The sequence below is a fragment of the Bradyrhizobium sp. CCBAU 45321 genome (assembly GCF_028128975.1).
Lineage (GTDB): Bacteria > Pseudomonadota > Alphaproteobacteria > Rhizobiales > Xanthobacteraceae > Bradyrhizobium > Bradyrhizobium yuanmingense.
Genome location: NZ_LFKZ01000130.1, coordinates 590,667 through 612,081, shown reverse-complemented (window position 1 = coordinate 612,081; position 21,415 = coordinate 590,667). Strand labels below are relative to the sequence as shown.

General features: G+C 64.2%; 16 protein-coding genes. 3 read left to right on the top strand and 13 right to left on the bottom strand.

Annotated features, from left to right (window positions below; translation table 11 throughout):
* Positions 1 to 80 precede the first annotated feature (80 nt).
* From ACM43_RS35415 to ACM43_RS35380, 8 genes are all read right to left on the bottom strand, one after another.
* Positions 81 to 1,067, bottom strand: coding sequence for an ABC transporter ATP-binding protein (locus ACM43_RS35415; RefSeq protein WP_271546499.1), 987 nt, complete (start codon positions 1,065 to 1,067; stop codon positions 81 to 83).
* Positions 1,064 to 2,071 (bottom strand): ABC transporter ATP-binding protein, encoded by a 1,008-nt coding sequence (locus tag ACM43_RS35410; RefSeq protein WP_271546497.1) that lies wholly within the window; start codon positions 2,069 to 2,071, stop codon positions 1,064 to 1,066. Before ACM43_RS35410 ends, ACM43_RS35415 begins: the two co-directional genes overlap by 4 nt.
* The gene (locus tag ACM43_RS35405) at positions 2,071 to 2,964 is read right to left on the bottom strand and encodes an ABC transporter permease (RefSeq protein WP_271546495.1); all 894 of its coding nucleotides are present in this window, start codon (positions 2,962 to 2,964) and stop codon (positions 2,071 to 2,073) included. The genes ACM43_RS35410 and ACM43_RS35405 overlap by 1 nt, the downstream gene beginning before the upstream one ends.
* A 191-nt stretch (positions 2,965 to 3,155) precedes the next feature.
* The gene (locus tag ACM43_RS35400; RefSeq protein ID WP_036045378.1) at positions 3,156 to 4,103 is read right to left on the bottom strand and encodes an ABC transporter permease; all 948 of its coding nucleotides are present in this window, start codon (positions 4,101 to 4,103) and stop codon (positions 3,156 to 3,158) included.
* A 33-nt stretch (positions 4,104 to 4,136) separates the two neighbouring features.
* Positions 4,137 to 5,735 (bottom strand): ABC transporter substrate-binding protein, encoded by a 1,599-nt coding sequence (locus tag ACM43_RS35395; RefSeq protein ID WP_271546493.1) that lies wholly within the window; start codon positions 5,733 to 5,735, stop codon positions 4,137 to 4,139.
* A gap of 434 nt (positions 5,736 to 6,169) precedes the next feature.
* Positions 6,170 to 7,324 carry an iron-containing alcohol dehydrogenase gene (locus ACM43_RS35390; protein WP_271546491.1) on the bottom strand — a complete coding sequence of 385 codons (1,155 nt, stop codon included), beginning with the start codon at positions 7,322 to 7,324 and terminating at the stop codon, positions 6,170 to 6,172.
* A 367-nt stretch (positions 7,325 to 7,691) separates the two neighbouring features.
* Complete coding sequence (locus ACM43_RS35385; protein ID WP_036002017.1) at positions 7,692 to 7,937, bottom strand: PilZ domain-containing protein; 246 nt, start codon at positions 7,935 to 7,937, stop codon at positions 7,692 to 7,694.
* Positions 7,938 to 8,339: 402 nt separating this feature from the next.
* Positions 8,340 to 9,680 carry a DUF2235 domain-containing protein gene (locus ACM43_RS35380; RefSeq protein WP_271546489.1) on the bottom strand — a complete coding sequence of 447 codons (1,341 nt, stop codon included), beginning with the start codon at positions 9,678 to 9,680 and terminating at the stop codon, positions 8,340 to 8,342.
* A 166-nt stretch (positions 9,681 to 9,846) separates the two neighbouring features.
* Here ACM43_RS35380 and ACM43_RS35375 point away from each other — a divergent pair, with 166 nt between their 5' ends.
* Positions 9,847 to 10,527, top strand: coding sequence for a hypothetical protein (locus ACM43_RS35375; protein ID WP_271546487.1), 681 nt, complete (start codon positions 9,847 to 9,849; stop codon positions 10,525 to 10,527).
* Between the two features lie 199 nt (positions 10,528 to 10,726).
* On the opposite strand, the gene ftsZ is transcribed toward ACM43_RS35375, so the two are convergent.
* The 5 genes from ftsZ to rpmB all read right to left on the bottom strand — a co-directional run bounded on the left by ftsZ (position 10,727) and on the right by rpmB (position 15,936).
* Positions 10,727 to 11,983 carry a cell division protein FtsZ gene (ftsZ, locus tag ACM43_RS35370; RefSeq protein ID WP_271546485.1) on the bottom strand — a complete coding sequence of 419 codons (1,257 nt, stop codon included), beginning with the start codon at positions 11,981 to 11,983 and terminating at the stop codon, positions 10,727 to 10,729.
* A 51-nt stretch (positions 11,984 to 12,034) separates the two neighbouring features.
* Positions 12,035 to 12,547, bottom strand: coding sequence for a hypothetical protein (locus tag ACM43_RS35365; RefSeq protein ID WP_271546482.1), 513 nt, complete (start codon positions 12,545 to 12,547; stop codon positions 12,035 to 12,037).
* A 273-nt stretch (positions 12,548 to 12,820) separates the two neighbouring features.
* A complete protein-coding gene (locus ACM43_RS35360; RefSeq protein ID WP_271546481.1) occupies positions 12,821 to 14,275 on the bottom strand; it encodes an ATP-dependent nuclease in 1,455 nt (484 codons plus the stop codon).
* Positions 14,272 to 15,399: a DUF262 domain-containing protein gene (locus tag ACM43_RS35355; RefSeq protein ID WP_271546479.1), complete on the bottom strand. Its 1,128-nt coding sequence runs from the start codon at positions 15,397 to 15,399 to the stop codon at positions 14,272 to 14,274. The genes ACM43_RS35360 and ACM43_RS35355 overlap by 4 nt, the downstream gene beginning before the upstream one ends.
* A gap of 228 nt (positions 15,400 to 15,627) precedes the next feature.
* Complete coding sequence (gene rpmB / locus ACM43_RS35350) at positions 15,628 to 15,936, bottom strand: 50S ribosomal protein L28 (protein WP_271546477.1); 309 nt, start codon at positions 15,934 to 15,936, stop codon at positions 15,628 to 15,630.
* A 466-nt stretch (positions 15,937 to 16,402) separates the two neighbouring features.
* Here rpmB and ACM43_RS35345 point away from each other — a divergent pair, with 466 nt between their 5' ends.
* Together ACM43_RS35345 and ACM43_RS35340 are read left to right on the top strand one after the other, a co-directional pair.
* Entirely contained in the window at positions 16,403 to 17,218 is an 816-nt protein-coding gene (locus tag ACM43_RS35345; protein ID WP_442869365.1) for a DUF3108 domain-containing protein, read from the top strand.
* A gap of 733 nt (positions 17,219 to 17,951) precedes the next feature.
* On the top strand, positions 17,952 to 21,395 hold the full coding sequence (locus tag ACM43_RS35340) for a helicase-related protein (protein WP_271546475.1): 3,444 nt from the start codon (positions 17,952 to 17,954) through the stop codon (positions 21,393 to 21,395).
* The last annotated feature ends 20 nt before the right edge of the window (positions 21,396 to 21,415 follow it).

The window sequence follows — 21,415 nt, the reverse complement described above, 5'->3', positions numbered from 1 at the left end:
TCACAAGCGGAAACGCTCTGCCCAGCAGAAGATGTCCTCTCTTCCTTCAGGAGCTGACATCGCTTTTACGAGTACACGCCCTACTGGCTCCGCCCCGTCCCGTCATTGAGCAGACACGCCACCTGATGCCCGTCTCCGGCATCCACCAGCGCCGGCCGCTGCGTCTTGCACCGCTCCATCGCAAACCGGCAGCGGGTGTGAAATGCGCAGCCCGACGGCGGATTGACCGGGCTCGGCACGTCGCCGTCGACCAGCGGCGCGAGCTTCTTCGCCAGCGGATTGGCGACCGGCACTGAGGCGAGCAGGGCCTGGGTGTAGGGATGCCTGGGGTTGCGGAACAGCTCGTCCTTGTCGGCGATCTCGACGATGCGGCCGAGATACATCACGGCGACGCGGTGGCTGATATGCGCGACCACGGCGAGGTCGTGCGCGATGAAGAGATAGGAAAAGCCGTGCTGCCGCTGCAGGTCGATCAAAAGGTTGATCACCTGCGCCTGGATAGAAACATCGAGCGCGGAGACCGGCTCGTCGCAGACGATCAGGCGTGGCCCCAGCGCCAGCGCGCGGGCGATGCAGATGCGCTGGCGCTGACCGCCGGAGAATTGATGCGGGAAATTGCGCATCTGGTCGGGCCGTAGTCCCACCTGCTCGAACAGCCTTGCGACCCGCGCTTCCAGCTCCTTGCCGGTCGCGAGCCCGTGCACCGCGATCGGTTCGCCGACGATGTCGCCGGCGGTCATGCGCGGATTGAGCGAGGCGAACGGATCCTGGAACACGATCTGCATCGAGCGGCGGTGCGGCCGCATCGCCGTTTTCGACAGATGCGTGATGTCCTCGCCGTCGAGGCGGATCTGACCCGAGGTCGGCTCGACCAGCCGCAGCACGCTGCGCGCCACCGTGGACTTGCCGCAGCCGGATTCGCCGACGAGGCCGAGCGTCTCGCCGGTGCCAAGCGCAAAGGAGACGCCATCGACCGCGTGCACGGTGCCGACCTGCCTTCGCAGCACGCCGGCGCGCACAGGGTAATGCTTCTTGAGATCGGTGACTTCGAGCAGCGCCTCGGTCATGCCACCTCCGCGACTTCTTCCGCGCGCCAGCAGGCGACCAGATGCCCGCCGCCCCAATCCGCCAGCGGCGGATATTCGGCCTCGCAACGCTTGATGGCGAGCTTGCAGCGCGGCGCGAAGGCGCAGCCTTGCGGCAGCCGCACCAGCGATGGCACCGTGCCGGGGATTTCGTTCAGCCGCGCTTGAGCGGCGGCGCCGGAGGCCGGCACGGCTGGGATCGAGGCCATCAGCCCGCGCGTATAGGGATGCTTCGGCGCGGCGAACAGCGCCTCGACGCTGGCCTCCTCGACCTTCCGCCCCGCATACATCACGATCACGCGCTGCGCGGTCTGCGCGACCACGCCGAGATCGTGTGTGATCAGCACGAGCCCGGTGCCGAGCTCCTTCTGGAGGTCGAGGATCAGCGCCAGGATCTGCGCCTGGATGGTGACGTCGAGCGCGGTGGTCGGCTCATCCGCAATCAAGAGCGCCGGCCGGCACGCCAGCGCCATCGCGATCATCGCGCGCTGGCGCATGCCGCCGGAGAGCTGGTGCGGATATTCCCGCGCCCGCCGCGCCGGCTCGGGGATGCGCACCAGCCGCAGCATCTCGACGGCGATATCTTGCGCCTGTTTCGCCGAGATATTCCGATGCAGCCGCACGGCCTCGACGATCTGGTCGCCGATCCGCATCACCGGATTGAGCGAGGTCATCGGCTCCTGGAAAATCATGGAGATGCGATTGCCTCTGACCGCGCGCATCTGCGCCTCATCCAGTGCCAGCAGGTCGGTCCCTTCCAGCGAGACGGAGCCGCCGACGATGCGGCCGGGCGGATCGGGCACGAGCCGCATCACCGACAGCGCGGTCACGCTCTTGCCGCAGCCGGATTCGCCGACGATCGCCAGCGTCTCGCCCCGCCTGACGCTGAAGGAGAGGTCGTCGACAGCCCTGAACAGGCCGGAGTTGGTGAAGAACACCGTCTTCAGGTTCTTCACATCGAGCACGAGATCGGTCTTGTCCGCCATCAGCCGCGCTGCCTCGGATCCAGGATGTCACGCAGGGCGTCACCGAACAGATTGGCGCCGAACACGGCGAGGCTGATCGCGACGCCCGGGAAGATCACCAGCCACGGCGCGGTGCGGACATATTCGGCGGCGGATTCGGACAGCATGCGGCCCCATGACGGATAGGGCTCGGGAATGCCGAGGCCGAGGAAGGACAGCGAGGCCTCGGTCAGAATGGTCGAGCCGAGCTGGGCGGTGGCGAGCACGATCAGCGGCGCCAGCGTGTTCGGCAGCACGTGGCGCAGCGCAATCCGCATCTCGCTCATGCCGATCGACTTGGCGGCCTCCACGAACGGCTGTTCGCGCAGCGCCAGCGTGTTGGCGCGGATGACGCGCGCGACCGTCGGGATCAGCGGAATGGCGATGGCGATGATCACGTTCGGCAGCGACGGCCCGAGCGCGGCCGTCATCACCAGCGCCAGCACCAGCAGCGGCAGCGCCTGCAGCACGTCGGAGACGCGCTGGAACACGAGATCGAACCAGCCGGAGAGATAGCCGGAGGTGAGGCCGACGATCACACCGATGGTGCCGCCGAGCACGGTCGAGCCGATGCCGACCGCGAGCGAGATCCGCGCGCCGTGGATGATGCGGCTGAACACGTCGCGGCCGAACGAATCGGTGCCCATCCAGTGCGCCAGGCTCGGGCGCGCCAGCGCGCGGGCGGAATCCACCGTCAGCGGATCATAGCGCGCGATGAAATCGGCGAAGATCGCCGTCAGCACGAACAATGTCATGATGACGAGCCCGGCCGCGCCCAGCACGTGGCGCTGCGCCATGAACAGCACGCGCCGCCAGCCCCCGGTCGCATGCGCCCCGGCCCGCCTCAGCTCAACGTCGAAGTCGATTGCGGCCATGTTCCTCTCCACGGGGAGAAACACCTCTCCCCATCGGGGAGAGGTCGGCGCGCAGCGCCGGGTGAGGGGGCTCAGTCCTCAGAAGAGAGCGTAACCCCTCACCCGGACCGCATCTTTCGATGCGATCCGACCTCTCCCTACGGGAGAGGTGGAGCACCGCCGTCGCATCTGCTTGTTTCCACCTCATTGCGCTAATCCGTGTACCTGATCCGCGGGTCGAACACCGCGTAGAGCATGTCGACTGTGAAATTGGCGAACACCACCACGACCGCGATGAACATCACGAGGTTCTGCACGATCGGATAGTCGCGCCAGCGGATCGCCTCGACCAGGAAGCGCGCGACGCCGGGGATGTTGAACACGGTCTCGGTGACGATCAGGCCGCCGATCAGGAACGCCGCCTCGATGCCGATCACGGTGATCACGGGCAGGATCGCGTTCTTCAGCGCGTGGTGATAGTTCACCGCCGCCTCGGATGCCCCCTTGGCGCGTGCGGTGCGGATGTAGTCCTGCCGCAGCACCTCCAGCATCGAGGAGCGCGTGATGCGCATGGTCAGCGCCGCGCTGCGGAAGCCGACGGCGGCGGCCGGCACGGCGTAGGTCGCGAACGCCTCGAGCCAGGTCTTCGGATTGGGATTGAAGATCGGCATCTGCCCGAACATCGCCACCGACGCTGTGAGGATCAGAAGGCCGAGCCAGAACGAGGGCAGCGACAGCCCGCTGAGGCTGACGACGCGAAGCGCGTAGTCGAGCTTCGTGCCCTGCTTCACCGCGCTGATGACGCCCAAGGGGATGCCGATCGATGCCGAGAACAGCAGCGCGAGGCCGGCGAGCTTTGCCGTGATCGGAATTCGCGGCAGGATCTCCTGCAGCGCCGGCTTCTCCGAGACATAGGAGAAGCCGAAATCGCCGCGCAGGAAGCCGCTGATCCAGTGCCAATATTGCACGATCAAGGGACGGTCGATGCCGAGCTCCTTCTCCAGATTGGCCTTGTCGGCCGGGTCGACATAGCCGGCGGCGGCGAACAGGATGTCGACGATGTTGCCCGGCACGATGCGCAGCAGGAAGAAGATGACGATCGAGATCCCGAACAGGGTCACGAACATCAGGAACAGGCGCCGCACCAGATAGGCAAACATGCATCGCCCTCCGCGCTAGCCGTCAGCGTCGCGTCACTTGTCGAGCCACACATCCTCGTAGCGGAAGCCGTTGTAGGAGCTGTTCGACATGATCGTGACGCCCTTGACGTGCGGGTGCCAGCAGGTGCCGGCCCGTGCATGGAAGATGATCGGGCGGGCGACGTCCTCCTGCAGCTTCTTGTCGATGTCCCACACCATTGGCCGGCGCTTGGCGAGGTCGGTCTCCTGCGACTGCACGTCGAACAGCTTCTCGATCTCCTTGTTGCAATAATTGGTGTAATTCCGCTCCGAGCCGCAGGCATAGTTCTCGTAGAACGACTGGTCGGGATCGTCGACGGCATTGCCGGTCAGGTTGAGGCCGAGCATGTAATCCTTGCGCGCGACCTTCGGGAACCAGTTAGCGGTTTCCACGACGTCGAGCTCGCCGTCGATATAGATGGTCTTGAGCTGGTCGATCAGGATCACGGCGGGGTCGCGATATTCCGCGATGTTGCGCGTCGAGACTTTCACGGCGAGGCGCTTGTCCGGACCATAGCCCGCCTTCTGCATCAGCTTCTTGGCTTCCTCGCGGTTGGCATTGATGTCGCGGCCATAGCCCGGAATGGTCTCCAGCCTGTCCTTGGGCATGCCCCAGAGGCCCTGCGGCGGCGGCAGCATGGTGCCGCCGATGTCGCCCTGGCCTTCGAACAGGATGTCGACGAACGCCTTGCGGTCGAGCGCGAGCGCCATCGCCCGGCGGATGTCGATGTTGTCGAACGGCGCGGAGGTGGAATTGACGATGATGTTGGTCGAGACGTTGGTCGGCTCGACGACGCAGGTCGCGTTCGGCGCCTGCGACTTGATGTCCTTCAAAAGCGGGATCGTGATGTGCGTCGGAAAGGTCATGTCGAACTTGCCGGCGACGAAGGCCAGGATCGCGGTCGAGCGGTTGGTGATGATGGTGTACTCGATGCCGTCGAGATAGGGCAGGCCCTTCTTCCAATAATTGGGATTGCGCGTCAGCTTGATCGATTCATTGGCCTTGAACTCGACGAACTTGAACGGTCCGGTCCCGATCGGATGGGTGCGCATGTCCGCCGGCGAGACGTGACAGGGGTAGACCGGCGTGTAGCCGGAGGCGAGCATCGCCAGCAGCGAGGGCTGCGGCCGCTTCAGGTCGAAGGTGACCTCGAATTCGCCGTTGGTCGTGACCTCGTTGACCTCGCTGTACCAGGCCTTGCGCGGATTCTGCCGCAGCTTCTGCTGCGACTTGCCCATCAACAGATCGAAGCTGCATTTGACGTCGGCCGAGGTGAACGGCTTGCCGTCGTGCCATTTCACGCCCTGGCGCAGCTTGAACGTCAGCTTCTTGTTGTCGCTGCTCCAGGACCAGCTTTCGGCGAGGTCCGGCCGCAGCGTATCGGGGCTGTTCTGCGCGATGTGCTGATCGTAGATGAGGAGATTGTTGAACACCCCCATGAAGGGAATGTTGATCGAATAGGTCGCGCCTTCGAGGATCGAGGCGTTGGCCGGACTGTCGCGGTGATACATCCGCAAAATGCCGCCCTGCTTGGGCTCGCCGGCGAGCGTGGCAGTTGAGGCCGTCAGCACAGATAACGCCGCCATTGCGGCGAGCGCCCACACGCTCCGCATGCTCATCCTCCCTGGACCTCGGCCTTTTGCGGCCTGTTTATCCCGACGATAGCGAGGCGCGTGCAGCGAGGCAACCCGCAAGGCCAGCTGCGCTCTCGACAATTCGGATGACGGAATATCTCGGGTGCTTCTCTCGCGATGTGAGAGTGCAGGTGCGAAGGGGTGGTGCTTTGAAACCCGGTCGTCACCCCGGACAAGCGCGCCCTAGCGCGCGCAGATCCGGGATCCATAACCCCAGGAAGATGTTTGGCGAAGACTCGGAGTTGCCAGCCCATGCCGCAACTCCTTCCTGGGGTTATGGGTCCCGGGCTCGCGACTTCGTCGCGCCCCGGGACGACAGCAGATCTTGTGGCGCTTGCGGTGCGCGCTATCCGGTACAACCCTCACATGATCCGCGATGCCTTGTTCCCCCAGTACCGGTCCCGCAGCGGCCGTCAGGCGGCGAGCAGCAGGATCTCGCGCACATCGGCGGGGCCCTCGATCTTGCGCGGGTTGCGCGGAATCCAGTTCGTCCGCATCGCGGCTTGCGCGATCGCATCGAAATGCTCCGGGGAGATGCGCACGTCGGCAAGGCTGCGCGGCATGCCGAGCGAGCGGATGAAGGCATCGAGCACGTCGGCGGCGTCACGCCCGGGATAGCCCATCGCGGCTGCGACGATCATCTGCCGCTCGGCATTGTCGCGCGCGTTCCAGCGCATCACCGCCGGCAGCATGACGCAGGAGGTGTAGCCGTGCGGCACGTCGAAGGCCCCGCCCAGCACGTAGCCGATGCCGTGGCTCGCGCCCATGGGCACGCCGGCGGCAAGCGCGCCCATCGACAGCCAGGTGCCGATCTGCGCATCCATCCGCGCATCGAGATCGCTAGGGTCGGCCTTCACCCGCGGCAGCGCGTCGGCGAGCATGGCGAGGCCCTTCACCGCCTGCGCATCGGCGTAAGGATGCGTCTCGCGCGAGCAGATCGCCTCGACGCAATGGTCGACGGCGCGGATGCCGGTCGACAGGAACAGCCATTCCGGCGTGTGCACGGTGATGGCAGGATCCAGGATGGTCGCGCGCGGCACGGCGAGCGGATGCCGCAGCATCTGCTTCACGTGGCTCGCGCGGTCGGTGACACCCGCAATCGATGAGAACTCGCCGCCGGCGATCGTGGTCGGCACGCTGACCTGCCGCACGATTGGGGCCTTCATCTCGGGCGCGGCGCCCCTGTGCACGCGGATGCGGTCGATGCCGGCGATATCGTCGATGCCGTTGGCCAGGCAGAGCTGCACCGCCTTGGCGCCGTCGGTGATGGAACCGCCGCCGATTGTGACGATCAGATCCGCCTCCGCCGCGCGCGCCGCTTGTGTCGCCGCGATCACCGCCTCGCGCGGCGTATGCGCCGGCATGGCATCGAACAGGCCGGCGCAGCGGGAGCCGAGCGCCTCTCTGATTTTCGTGATCTCGTCGGTCTGCCGGTTTAGCGTCCCCGACACCATCAGGAAGGCGCGGCTTGTGCCCAGCCGGTCCATCTGCGCGACGATGGCTTCAGCCGCAGGATGGCCGAACACGACCTCCTCGATCGCGCCGAACACGACACGTCCCTGGTGCACGCCTGTCCTCCCGGACAATTCGGTCTTGTTGTTGGGCCGCAATCTACCCGACCCCGCCACGTCAGTCATGCGCGAAGACGCTGGCCGTTTTGCAGCGCAGGGGCAGGGCTTTTGCAGATCGTGTCAACGATGCTTCAACGTCGGGACTGCGCTCCCTCTCCCGCTTGCGGGAGAGGGTTGGGGAGAGGGCTCTCTCCGCAGCGGGGCCGTCGCGGGTATCTCGCAGAGGTCTCTCGCCGCGCAGGGATAGTCTCGGTCAATTCTGGACAACCCCAACGCAGAGACACCCTCTCCCCAACCCTCCCCCGCAAGCGGGGGAGGGAGCACACTGCCGATGCCGCTGCATGTGAGGTCAGGAACTATTCCCTCAAAACACCACGCCGACGCGCGTGCCGCGCTTCCAGGCGATGCGGCAGCGCTTCTTGGTGTTGACGTGCAGCAGCTCGAAGCGATCGGGAATCGTCACCTGGCCGCCGAGATCGACGCAGGCGCCGCCGGGCGAATAGTCGATCAGCGTGCACGGGATCACCGGCGCGCGCGGGTCGGTGATGATCTTGGCCTGGCGTGACACCAGGCCTGCGGGCTTCACACGGACGAACTTGCGCGGATGCATTGGCACGTCTCCTCCAACTCCGCAGGTCGCGGCGGCTGATCTGTCCCAATCATGGAAAAGAGTTGATGCGATCCGCCTAAGGCGCGCCCGAGAATTTTAACGAAAAGTGTCAGCGAATGCGGAAAGCAGCGGTAGCGGAGTGCCACCCTCCCCTGGAGGGGCAGGCTATCGCATTTGAGAGCTTTTCCCTGCGGCCATCCTTCGAGATGCCCGCCTTGGGCGGGCTCCTCAGGATGAGGGCGGAGTGCGCGGCAGCAGTTTCAACGAGCACTGATGCTGATTAGCCTCATCCTGAGGAGGCGCGTCAGCGCCGTCTCGAAGGACGAGGCGTGCGCGCAGGCCGCCGCCACGAGTCACATGCGATAGCCCTGCTCTCCAAGGGGATAAGCGCGCCATGCCACCTCACCCCGTCACGCCCTCCACCTCCGTCCCCGCCGCCAGCTCCACCCCCGGCGGCACCGGCATCGGCACCGTCACATAATCCTTCGGCAGGTTCACCGGCCGGTAGTCCGGCTCCACCGCCATGCGCTTCAGCACGCTCTCATGCACATGCGCGCCTTCGGGGATCAGGCGCGGCTCGCCATCGGGGATGTAGAAGCCGAAATAGACTTTCCGCGCCGGCCATTCCCGGTACTTCGCGCGCTTCGGCAAGAACTCCAGCACGCGCCAGACCGCCGTCATGGAATCGTGCAGCATGCCGCTCTTGCCGGTAAAAGCGGGCTCGACGTATTTGAACGGCGAGTTCTTGCGCTGGATGCCCCAGGCGAGCTGGTTCACCGTGCGCGGGTTGAACTTCAGCCCGGCCCTCTCGGCCTCGTCGATCATCCACAGCAGCGGATATTTGGACTCGCCGCTCTCGGCCTCCGGATAGCCGCCGCCGACGTCGCAATGCACGCCGGCGAACCACACCTGCATAATGTCCTGCGGCACCTTCTTCTCGTCGGGCACGTAGCGGTTGCTCCAGAACTCCTGCGGCTCCGCATATCGCTTCAGGCGGAACATGCGCCGCCGCTCGTCGATCGCGATCGCCTGCCGGAAGATCCTGATGCTGGGATCGCGCAGCGTGAAGGCGAGCTCCTCCAGGCTCGGCCAGTAGAAGCGATCGGCGCGCGGCACGATCACGCTCGCCACCGTGTCCCAGACGCCGACGAAATGGATGGTCGGCCAGCGCGTCGAGGTGATGCGCGCAAACTGCGCGGCGAGGTCGAATTCGTCCTTCGGCAGCGGCCCGCTCTCGTCGAACACGATGTTCTTGATATCCTCGACATCGTTGCCGCGCCCGCTGCCGGAATATTGCTTGTAGGCGATGAGGCCCGAGCCTGAGAGGTTCGCCTGCTCCGGCGAGATCAGGCCGATCTTGTGGATCAGCCCCGCGAGAACCCGCACCGTGTAGGCCCCGCGCGAGAAGCCGAACAGATAGATCCTGTCGCCCGGCGCGTAATGCTGAACCAGGAAGCAATAGGACGACAGCACGTTGTCATCGAGCCCGTATCCGGTCGCGAGCCCCCACACCAGCTTGATGTTGGCCTTCCAGCGCCCCCACGTCGACGACTCCGTCATGGTACCGACGCCGGGATCGTAAAACACCATCTGCCTGGGCTGCGTCCTGTCCGTCTTGCGCAGGCAGCGATAGAGCTTCAGGACGTTGGAGATGTTCTCGCTGATCTCGTTGCCGGTGCCGTCACAGCAGATGACGAGGTTCTTGCCGGCGGGCTTGTGTTCGGAACTGGCTGCGGTCTCCATGGATGCGCCTCCGGGGGATGCTACCGGGGCGAGTATAGCGGAAAATGAGCGGCAGCGAGGAGAGGAAGGCGGCGCCGCCGGCAAGCAGCCCCACGGCCGCATCGTCTGTTGACATTAACCTCTTGTTAACCATGCGGTCGCCTAATGTTGACGATGGGGGATCACCATGTCGGCCCATGTGACGCGACGGAAATTGATGCCTGTTTCGGCCGATCCGGCCATCCGGTCGGTGGCGAGGCTGGGGGTTCGCGTCAAGGCCGTCCTACAGGGCAGAACGCCTGTCCTATGGAGCAAAGCCATGTTCGCAAGGGACGACTTAGTGGACAATCTCTGCCGCGATCTCGATCGCGCGCGCGGAAGACGTGATGCGCTCGCATCCGAAGCCACGACCCTGACGGCCCAGATCGCCGAAATTGAAGCTCGCCTTTCGGAGGAGAAGAAAAGGCGGGAGCGTGAGCGCGTCCTGAGCGAGATCGAACTGATCAAGACGCGAATCAAGCAAGCCGCCGGCGCGTTTGCACCTGTCGTCGACGGTCTCTCCAGGGCGGTCGAATCGGCTGCGGCAGTTGTGCCCGAGGCGCGCGAGCTCAATAGTTTCCTGGTGTCGGTGGCGACCGAGATCGACAGCGTGCTCGATCCCCTCTTGCGTGAACTGGATCAGCGCGCGGATGCGGTGCGATCCGGCCAGGCAGCGCTGGACTTGCCGAGTTCGGCCGTTGAAGCGCCGCCCATCGAGCTGCCGAAGGACACCAACGAACGCCTGCTTCGCTTTCCGGCCTGGCTGTCCCGCGACAAGGAAACGGACAAGAAGGAAACATCGGAGAAGCCGCACAGCACGGCGGCGTGAACGATTGGCGCGTTGTGCGCCTTGGAATCGGAGAGCTGTTGTTTTGCTCCGTCATTCGGGGGCGCGCCTCTTGGCGCGAGCCCGGAATCCATTGCTCAACGGTCAGCGCGGTTAGATCGATCCTCAGATGCGCAATTGTGCATTATAGTTCGCGATTTTGTCGCGTCCCCGGGATGACGACCCTGTGTTGGGCCACCCCTCAGTTCGCCGCGCGGCGCAGGAAGGCCGGGATATCGAGAACGGCCTCGTCGGGCGCATTGCGCGCAGGCGTGCGGCCGTAAGGATCGAGCGGCTGAAGCGCCGCCTGCCGCGCATAGTCCAGGCCCGGCCTTGCCGGTGGCCCCACGGGGTGGTGCGGCTGCGGGCGGAGCGGCGGGCTGCCCGCTTGCGGAAGGGGGGCGCTGCGCTCGATGCGATCGGCAATGCGGCGGCCGTCGCTGCGCAGCCTGCCGGCGAGCTGCGTGAGGGCGGTTTCCACCGGGTGCGCCTGCGCCGGATCGAGATTATCGATTCCGGTCGCCACCACCGAGACGCGGACGATGCCTTCGAGGCTTTCGTCAAAGGACGCGCCGACTATGATGTTGGCGTCGGGGTCGGCCTCGTCGCGAATGCGGGTTGCCGCTTCGTCGACCTCGTACAGCATGAGATCCTTGCCGCCGGTGATGGAGATGATGAGACCACTGGCGCGCTTGATCGAGGGATTTTCGATCAATGGATTGGAGATCGCTGCGACAGCGGCGGCGAGCACGCGCTTCTCGCCGGAAGCCTCGCCCCGTCCCATCATGGCCTTGCCCTTCTCCTTCATGACGGAGAGGACGTCGGCAAAATCGAGATTGATCAGGCCTTCCTTGACGATGAGGTCGCTGATGCAGGCCACGCCCGAATAAAGCACCTGGTCGGCAAGGGCAAAGGCATCGGCGAACGTGGTCTTCTCGCTCGCCACCCGGAACAGGTTCTGGTTCGGGATGATCAAGAGGGTGTCAACCGTCTTCAGCAGCTCCTCGATGCCGGCTTCGGCAAAGCGCATGCGGCGCTGGCCCTCGAAGTAGAACGGCTTGGTGACCACGCCGATGGTGAGAATGCCGAGTTCGCGCGCGATTCTGGCGACGATGGGTGCAGCCCCGGTGCCGGTGCCGCCGCCCATGCCGGCCGTCACGAACACCATGTGCGCGCCGGTCAGCTGATCGCGGATCGTGTCGATCGCCTCTTCGGCCGCGGCGCGTCCCAGTTCCGGCTGCGAGCCGGCGCCGAGGCCTGCGGTCACCCGGGTGCCGAGCTGGATGAGGCGCTTCGCCTTCGACATCGCCAGCGCCTGCGCGTCGGTGTTGGCGACCACGAACTCGACCCCTTGCAGCCCGGCCGTGATCATGTTGTTGACGGCATTGCCGCCGGCGCCGCCGACGCCGAACACGACGATGCGGGCTTTCATTTCATGGATATCGGTATTGCCTGCCATTTTTCCCTCGCGATTGGTCCGGCAAGCCGGGATTAAAGAAAGTCTCGAGTGCTACCTGCAAGCCGCGCGGTCTGCTTTGACGATGGAAGCGGCCAGATGTCCCAATCGACGCGCGGCGTATCCCGCGAGCGTCCCGCCAGGGCGGCGATCGCTCCGCAGCGCCGTCACTTCGTCTTCCAGTCGTGCCGCCCACGCATTGGCGGCCGTCGTCTCGGCGGCCGCCTGCGTCAGCTCGACGGCGAGGCGATCGGCACGCTCGCGCTCGCGCTCGAACACGGCCCTGTAGGCGGCTGCGACGTCTTCGAGCCGCGCGATCTCCGCCTTGAGGGCCTGGGACTTGATTGCCTCGATCTTTGCCATGGAGGCATCGATGGGGTCTGCCCGGCGGCCCTTTCGTGAGCGGGGCGTGTACCGGAGCGCGGCGAGATCGACGCTCACCAGGGCTTTGCCGTCGGCCGAGCGCGAGCGCGGCAGGCCGCGACGTCTCGCCAGCGACCGCGCGGCCTCGCGCGAGATATCGAGGCGGGCACCGAGATCGGCATACGTCAACAACGCAACGCACATCGGCGCTTCTCCTGGAGTGAACCGGGAAGGCATTTCGAGCTAATGATGGCTGGACGATTACCGCAGGCTAGGGTGCGTTGGTTAATGGACGGTTAACGAGCGCGGGGGGCGTTTACGGGTGGGGTGCCGGTCGCCGGAGACCACGCCTGCGAATTCGGAGGCACCCCGCCCGGCATCGTGCTGCGGAGCATTTTCAGGAGTAGGTGGAGCGGGGCCATTGCAGCCGCATTGTGTCCGTGTTGCGCGGCGATAGCAAAAGACAGGCAACCTTAGTCAAACCGGCCCGTTTGTTGTGGAGGGCCCGATCAACGTCACAAGCGACTGCAGCATAGCGAGAGCACTATCATTGTTTCCGGGGCGCCTCTCCCAGAGTTGGAAAAGCATCGGAAACAGTTGAGCCTTCGATAGCCCAAGGTGATCGCTGAGCTTCGCATACCAATCGTGCTGCTCAGCACCTTCGAGCCCAAAAAGAATGGGCCCAATATCTTGAGAGCCGCTGACTGCTTCTAGCGCTTTTGGGTCGGCTTGGACGATCTCTCGGAAAATGTGCTCGATCGGCTTGTCGCCAGGCAGGAAAGTCGAGATGGCTCCAAGCCCGTCGGGGATCTTGCCCCGTAAATCACCGTCAAAGAGACCAATGATCTTTACCGCTGAAAACGGTGCGCCGATGCGCTCAAGTAGCTTTATAATATTCCCATCGCCATTTCTAACGCTGATCTCCACGCGGCGTGAAAGACCCGGCTTGTGCCTCTCAAGAATCTGACGAACGAACCACTCGGCGGCGGCATCTTCCACTAATACTACGACGTCAACATGCGGCTCGATGCCAAGCAGAGCAAGCAGAACAGGGGGAGGAGTTGATTCAATGATGCGGACGTTTGCCCCTTCGCGAAACAAGAACACATGATGTTCCTCGCTGAAACTATTTATGACCTTTGGCGAATGGCTCGTCACTATGACGCTGAGGTGCTTGTCGACGGCGGCGCCGAGGAGAAAATAGCTAAAAGTTTCCTGTGATGCCGCCGAAAGGTTTGTTTCAGGCTCCTCAATTAAGAGTATCGAGTTCTCGGGTGCACGGTCGATCGTCCACCAAAGATACAGAATTGCAAGTTCACCCGCCCCCATGGTGCGGCTGTCATAGCGATTATTGCCGTACGCCACTTCGAAGAAGGGAATGATGCCGCTGTCGCTCTCGATTTCGTAGACTTTCACTTCTCGATAGTCGCGACGGCAGATGAAGTTGATTTCAATGAGTGTTTTTTCGTCGATCGCGCGCGGGCCAACGCCGTTGATGATATCGTTGACGTCTTGAAAGCTTGCAAATTCCTTTTGGTGGATCTTTGTTTCTGCAGCAGCGTCCACATGGATGACGTCAACGTTAAGTGAGCTTGTGCCAGTGGGAGCGCCACCGCCGAAAGTTACCTCACAGGTCTGTTCCCCCTCGGCGTTTCGATACGCTAAGACGGCCTTGCCCGCATTCAATTTGAGGCTAGTTGGAGCGTCTTGGGTGACCTGCGTTGGTGCTGCTGCCGCCCAAACCGACCGCAAGATGGTTGTCTTGCCAACCCCATTCGGCCCGGCAAGTACGACCAAGGGCAGAGTCAGCGGGATCTCGCCGCTGCCGAGCGTCGGAATCTCTTCAAACGAAAATCTCTGCAGCTGCAACGGCCACTGTAGTGCCCGCTCGCGTATGCGCCGCTTATAGTCGCTAACGCGCGCGGCTCTCATGGTAGCTTACTCCAGCGCTCAAGGTTTAGCCGTTGGCTGAGCGCATGTTCAAAAGTGACATCGTCTCTAGAGAGCAAATCGTCTCGAATCTGCTCGAGGGCGGATTGGTCCACGGTGGTTGGCAGGTCTTTATGGCCTGAGAAGTAATAGGCAAACCACAAAGACGCGTCGCGATACACGACAGAAGATACGTCCGTAACTCGGAGACTTGCTCTGTCCTGAAAGACCGAATAGGCCTCCGGAACGAAGTTTCGAGCAGACGTATTTGATGCCGACTGCACAAAGAAAGTCATGTACTCGAGATTCGGCTCTAGGCTATCAAAGCGAGCAAAGAACAATAGCCAGCTAAGAGTGCTTGCTTTGTTTAGACGGACTGCGATGGCTTTTTCGCGCGAGCTTGAGAAGAAGCGAATGCTCTTCTCGGCTCTCTCCAAGACGGTAGAAGAGAATCCAGAACGATCTTTGAATCTCTGAGAAACTAGTGCTTCAGTGCTTTTGGTCGCAAAAGTCTTCGCCTCCAAAAACAACAGAAGTCGAGCTACGATGTCGTCGTAAGCTAGCCTCGCATTCGAAAACCCAATTGTTTTCTTGTTGTTGCTACCAGCCTCAAACTGCTTAACTAGGTCCTTCAGCTCTTCACGCGCGGGACCATAGAATGCATTGCGTTGCTCACCTGCGGTCAGCATGCTTGGTTGATTGAGGCGATAGAAGAGTTCGCTTGGTTCGTCGGGCAGATAGTCTGTTATCCTGAAGCATCGAAGCGTGTATTGGTCCATTAGGCGCTTGTCTGTGGGAGACAGGCGCCTGTAGTAAGTTCCGTCCAGTCCTTTGATACGATCGTCTAACGGTGTGATGCTTCCATCGATCGAGAAGTCATTGCGGACAAAATCTCGAAGAGCTGCGAGGCGCTGCTGACCATCCAGCACTTCCATTCGCCCGTCTTTAGTTACGACCAAGAATACTGGCGGTATTGACCACCCTCTAAGCACGGTATCAATCAAACGCCTCTTCTTTGCCGGCGACCAAATCTCTTGGCGTTGAAAATCGGGCTGGAGATCAATGTCGCCACTCTCGATTCTCTCGACAACCGTCTTTAAGTCTGGTTCCCAGGGCGTCAACTTCATTGATAGTTCTCTACCTTTGCGGGAACGATATCAGCTCGTGATTCGGCTGCTAATCAGCAATTAGGATCAATCCCCACACTCTGAGCAAGAGTGTTAGATTCGATCCGGCTTTCGGCATCCCCCACAAACAAAAACGGCCGGATCTCCCGATCCGGCCGCTACTCAAACTCTACTCTGCTAAGCCTACGCCACGCGACGCAACTTAGCCCCGCCCAATTCCGTAAAATCTCAGCTCGCCTGCTTCGCCGGCTGGGCGTCGCCGACCTTCTTCTGGATGGCGCGCTTCAGCTCGAGGGCGCGCGGGGAGAGCGCGTCGGCGCTCGCCTTGAGCAGGAAGGGGTCGAGGCCGCCATTGTGGTCGACGCTCTTGATCGCGTTGGTGGAGACGCGCAGGCGCACGTTGCGCCCCAAAGCTTCCGAGATGAACGTCACGTTGACGAGGTTCGGCAGGAAGCGGCGCTTGGTCTTGATGTTGGAGTGGCTGACCTTGTGGCCGACGAGGGGGCCCTTGGCCGTCAGTTCGCAGCGGCGAGACATGGTAGAAATCCTTTAGTTCGAACCCCCAACGAGTGCGGCCGCCATCTCGGCGCCACGGGGGCAAATTCTGTCGTCCTTGCAGGGAGCGGGCGGACGTATAGGGGGGAAGGGGCCTTGCGTCAAGGTTTTGGGTGGTCTTTTGGAGCCGCCCGGGCGGTGCGCTCCCTCTCCCGCGCTTGTCGCGCCGAAGCCTTTGGCGAAGGCGGATGCGGGAGAGGTCGGAACGCCCCCCTTACCGCCGGATCACCAAAACGGCAATGATTGTCACGCCTTACCATCACATAAAGGGCGTATTCGGCGTCGAAGAGTCCTTTGGAGTTCCCGGGGCTGCACGCTCCGACACATTGTTTGTCGCGGTTTTTGGCTTAAGTAACAGCGGATCGCGCCCCGATTGGATTATTTCGTGCCGACAACGCTTCATTTCGCGCAAGACCTGCGCTCAGCCTGTCTGCGTCCGGCCGGCCGGCTGATGGCGCTTTGCGGCCTGGCGCTGGCCGTTGCGGGCGGCGCGGCGCCGGCGGCGGCGCAAGGCAAGCTCGAGGCGCAATACGAGGCGACGCTGGCGGGCATTCCGGTCGGCAAGGGCGCCTGGAACATCGACATCCAGGACGACGTGTTCTCGGCGGCGGCCGCCGGCGGCACCTCGGGGCTGTTGAAGTCGTTCACGGGCGGGTCCGGCACCGGCGCCAGCCAGGGGCGCGTGGTCAACGGCGCGCTGGTTGCGACCGGCTACCAGGCCTCCACCACCACCCAGAAGAAGACCGAAGAGATCCGCATCACCCTCGACAAGGGCAATGTGAAGGATTTTGCCATCCTGCCGGAGCCGCCGGTCGATCCTGACCGCATCGTCGTCACCGAGGCGCATCGCCGCGGCGTCTGGGACCCCATGACGGCCTCGCTGCTGCGCGTGCCCGGCACCGGTGATCCCGTTTCGCCGGACGCCTGCCACAGCTCCGCGCCCGTGTTCGACGGCCGCATGCGTTACGAGCTCAAGCTCGATTTCAAGCGCATGGAGACCGTGAAGGCGGAGAAGGGCTACAAGGGCCCGGTCGTGGTGTGCTCGATCTATTTCGTGCCCATCGCCGGCTACATCCCGGACCGTCCCGTGATCAAATACCTCGCCGCCCAGCGCAACATGGAGATCGCGTTCGCCCCCATCGCCGGCACGCGCATCCTGGTCCCGTTCTGGCTGAAAGTGCCGACCCCGCTCGGCCCGGCCATGCTGGAAGCGACGAGCTTCATCACGTCGCCCCAGCCGCCACGCGTGGCGAAGACGCAGTAGGCGAGGAGGCCGCACCGCTTTCTCCACCGTCATTCCGGGGCGCGCCCCTTGGCGCGAACTATGGTGCGCCCTTGCGCACCTGAGAATCCATCGGGCTACAGCGACGGTTTCACGATGGATTCCGGGCTCGCGACTGCGTCGCGCCCCGGAATGACGAGCGAAATGGGAGCCCAGAAGCGCGCCCTAATGATTTCAACGACTTACCTACTGTGCATGGGGTTGTTTTCGCACTCTTTGTTTGGCCAGCCCCGCCGCAGGGAATCCATTTGACTCCTCCCCGATTCTGATTCGACTCGCCGCCATCCCCAGCTTTAACCAGTCCGGTCGCTTGTGTGCCTGCGCAAAACTCCATCTAGTCGCAACCAAGACGAGTCCCGCGACATGTTGCGTGAACGGAACGGGACTCGTCAGGGAGTCAGCGATTCGGCCGCGATTCGTTCTAGAGTCGTTCCGAAGCTTAAAGCGAACGGGAAAAGCGTCGCAAAGTGAGACAGTTGCGCGGACTTTGGGGAGGGCGCTTCCACGCCCGCGGTGTGCCCCTCACCCTGAGGAGGCCGCGCAAGCGGCCGTCTCGAAGGGCGAGGGGCTTGGCTCCCCCGGCAGCACCAGCCGGGCCTTCATCCTTCGAGACGCGCTGACGCGCTCCTCAGGATGAGGAACGAAGAGCAAGCCCTCTCCCCGCCCCGGATAGCACTGACATTCGCCCAAATCGCCATTACCTAATCCGCTAGACATGGCTTTCTCCTCCTCCCCCTTCGCCTCCGAGCGCGCACCCGGCGCGGGCGTCACCGCGGTGCTTGGTCCGACCAACACCGGCAAGACCCATCTCGCCATCGAGCGGATGCTGGCGCATCCCTCGGGCATGATCGGCCTGCCGCTGCGCCTGCTCGCGCGCGAGGTCTACAACAAGATCGCCGACAGAGCCGGTGAAGCCAGCGTCGCGCTCGTCACCGGCGAGGAGAAGATCAAGCCGAAGAACCCGCGCTATTGGGTCTCGACCGTCGAGGCCATGCCGCGCGATATTGACGTCTCCTTCCTCGCCGTCGACGAGGTCCAGATCGCCGCCGATCTCGAGCGCGGCCATGTCTTCACCGATCGCATCCTCAACCGCCGCGGCCGCGACGAGACGCTGCTGTTAGGCGCCGCCACCATGCGCCCGATCATCGAGCGCCTGTTGCCGGGCGTGTCCATGATCACGCGGCCCAGATTGTCGCAGCTCGAGTTCGCCGGCGATCGCAAGATCACGCGCCAGCCGCGCCGCACCGCCATCGTCGCGTTCTCGGCGGATGAAGTCTATGCGATTGCCGAGCTGATCCGCCGCCAGCACGGCGGCGCCGCCGTGGTGCTGGGCTCGCTGTCGCCCCGCACACGAAACGCGCAAGTGGCGATGTTCCAGAACGGCGACGTCGATTATCTCGTCGCCACCGATGCCGTCGGCATGGGCCTCAATCTCGATGTCGACCACGTCGCCTTCGCCTCCGACCGCAAGTTCGACGGCTACCAGTTCCGCCGCCTGACGCCGTCCGAATTCGCGCAGATCGCAGGCCGCGCCGGCCGCGCCACCCGCAACGGCACCTTCGGCACCACGGGCCGCTGCGCGCCGTTCGAGCCCGAGCTCGTCAACGCGCTGCAGAACCACACCTTCGATGCGGTGAAGGTCCTGCAATGGCGCAATTCCAAGCTCGATTTCTCTTCGCTCGGCGCGCTCCAGGTCTCGCTGAACCTCGCCCCCGGCCACGAGACGCTGACGCGCGCGCCGATCGCCGAGGACATGCGCGTGCTCGATCACGCCGCCCGCGACGGCGAGGTGCGCGATATCGCGCATGGCAAGGCCGCCGTGGAGCGGCTTTGGGAAGCCTGCCAGGTCCCGGACTACAGAAAGCTGTCGCCGGCCGCCCATGCCGAGCTGGTGACGACGCTGTACGGCTTCCTGATGCGCAAGGGCTGCATTCCCGATGCCTGGTTCGAGTCCCAGGTCACCCAGGCCGACCGCATCGACGGCGACATCGACACGCTGTCGGCCCGAATCGCCCAGATCCGCACCTGGACCTTCGTCGCCAACCGCCCGGACTGGCTGAAAGACCCGGAACGCTGGCAGGGGATCGCGCGGGAGGTCGAAAATAAATTATCGGATGCGCTCCATGAACGCTTGACTGAGCGTTTCGTTGATCGCCGGACCAGTGTATTGATGCGCCGCCTGCGGGAGAACACGAGCTTGAATACTGAAATCGGCAAGACCGGCGAAGTCATCGTCGAAGGCCATGTCATCGGCCGCCTCGATGGCTTCACCTTTGCACCGGATGCGGCGGAAGCCGGCTCCGATGCGAAAGCCTTGCAGGCTGCAGCGCAAGCGGTGCTCGCCGGCGAGATCAACGCGCGCGCCGAAAAGCTGGGCAATGCGCCGGACGAGCAGTTCGTGCTCACCTCCGAAGGCATCATCCGCTGGACCGGCGATGCCGTGGCGCGCCTCGCTGCCGCAGACGAGGCGCTGCATCCGCGCATCCGCATCATCTCGGACGAGCGCCTGACCGGCGCGCCCCGCGACAAGGTGCAGGCGCGGCTCGAGCTCTGGCTCAAGACCCACATCGAAAAGCTGCTCGGGCCGATGTTCGAGCTGTCGAAGGCCGAGGACGTCACCGGCATTGCCCGCGGCATCGCCTATCAGCTGGTCGAGGCGCTCGGCGTGCTCGAGCGGCCGAAGATCGCCAGCGAGCTGAAGGATCTCGATCAGCCCTCGCGCGCCGTGTTGCGCAAATACGGCGTCCGCTTCGGCGCCTATCACATCTATTTCCCCGGCCTGCTCAAGCCCGCCGCGCGTGCGCTCGCCGCGCTGCTCTGGGCGCTGAAGCAGGACAATGTCGATCTCTCCGCGCTCTCGGGCGCGCAGCATCTGGCCTCCTCGGGGCGCACCTCGTTCCCGGTCGACAAGGCGCTGCCGCGCGATGCCTATCGCGTGCTCGGCTACAAGCAGGCCGGCGAGCGCGCCGTGCGCGTCGACATCCTGGAACGCCTCGCCGACCTGATCCGCCCGGCGCTGGCCTGGCGCGAGAATTCGCCGGGCGAAAAGCCCGCCGGCGCGTTCGACGGCCGCAGCTTCGTGGTCACGCAGGCGATGACCTCGCTGACCGGATCTGCCGGCGAGGATTTCGCCTCCGTGCTGCGCGCGCTCGGCTATCGCATGGAGAAGCGCCCGCCGCTGCCGCCGAAGCCTGTCGTGACCGAGCAGGTCGTGACCGAGACGGTCGTGACTGAGACGGTCGCGGCCGAGACGCCGCCCGCTGAAGGCAGCGCGGAGACCTCGACCGAGGCTGCAGCGGAAGCCGTTGCCGGCCTGCCGGCTGAGGCCGCGGCCGCTGAGGCTACGGCCGAATCCGTCACCGTCGAAGACGCGCCCGGCATGGAGCCGCACGACGAGCCCGCTCCTGCGGAGGCTCACGAGGAGCCGGCGCTGGAAGCGTCTCCGGAAACCCCCGTCACCCCCGAGGACGCCCCCGGAATCGCGCCGCCCGCAGAAGAGGCTGCGACGCCCGCCGAGGCTGCCGGCCTCGAAGCGGCTGCCGCCGAGACCGCCGCGACGGAAGCTGCTGCATCCCCCGATGCCGCCGCGCCTGAGGCAACAGTCGCACCGGCCGAGCCCGAGCTGGTCGAGGTCTGGCGCCCCGCCGGCCGTCACGAAGATCGCAAGCCGCGCCACGAGCGCCATCGCCACCAGCGTCACAACAACCAGCGTCCGCGGCCCGGCGCCGAGGCTGGCGCTGCACCCGATGCAGCGAGCGCCGCGCCCGGCGAAGCCGCCGACGGCGCCAAGCCGGGCCATCGTCATGGCGGCGGCCATCGCCGCGATGGCGGACGCGACTTCCGCAAGCCGCGTGAAGGCGGCGAGGGCGGTGAGCGCCGCGACGACCGCAATCGCAGCTTCCAGGGCAAGGGGGACCGCGACAAGGATCGCGATCGCAACCGCGACAACAAGAAGTTCGGCGGAGATCGCGACAAGGGCCGCGACAATCGCGGCCGCGACCGCGACAAGGGCCGTGACCGCCGTGATCGCGAGTCGGGTCCCTCACTGCGTCCCTACGCCTCCAGCGCGAATCCGCGCGAGCGCGATCGTCCGATCGATCCGAACTCGCCCTTCGCCAAGCTCGCCGCGCTGAAAGAGCAGCTGGGGCGGAAGGAGTAATCCCACGACGACGACGACCG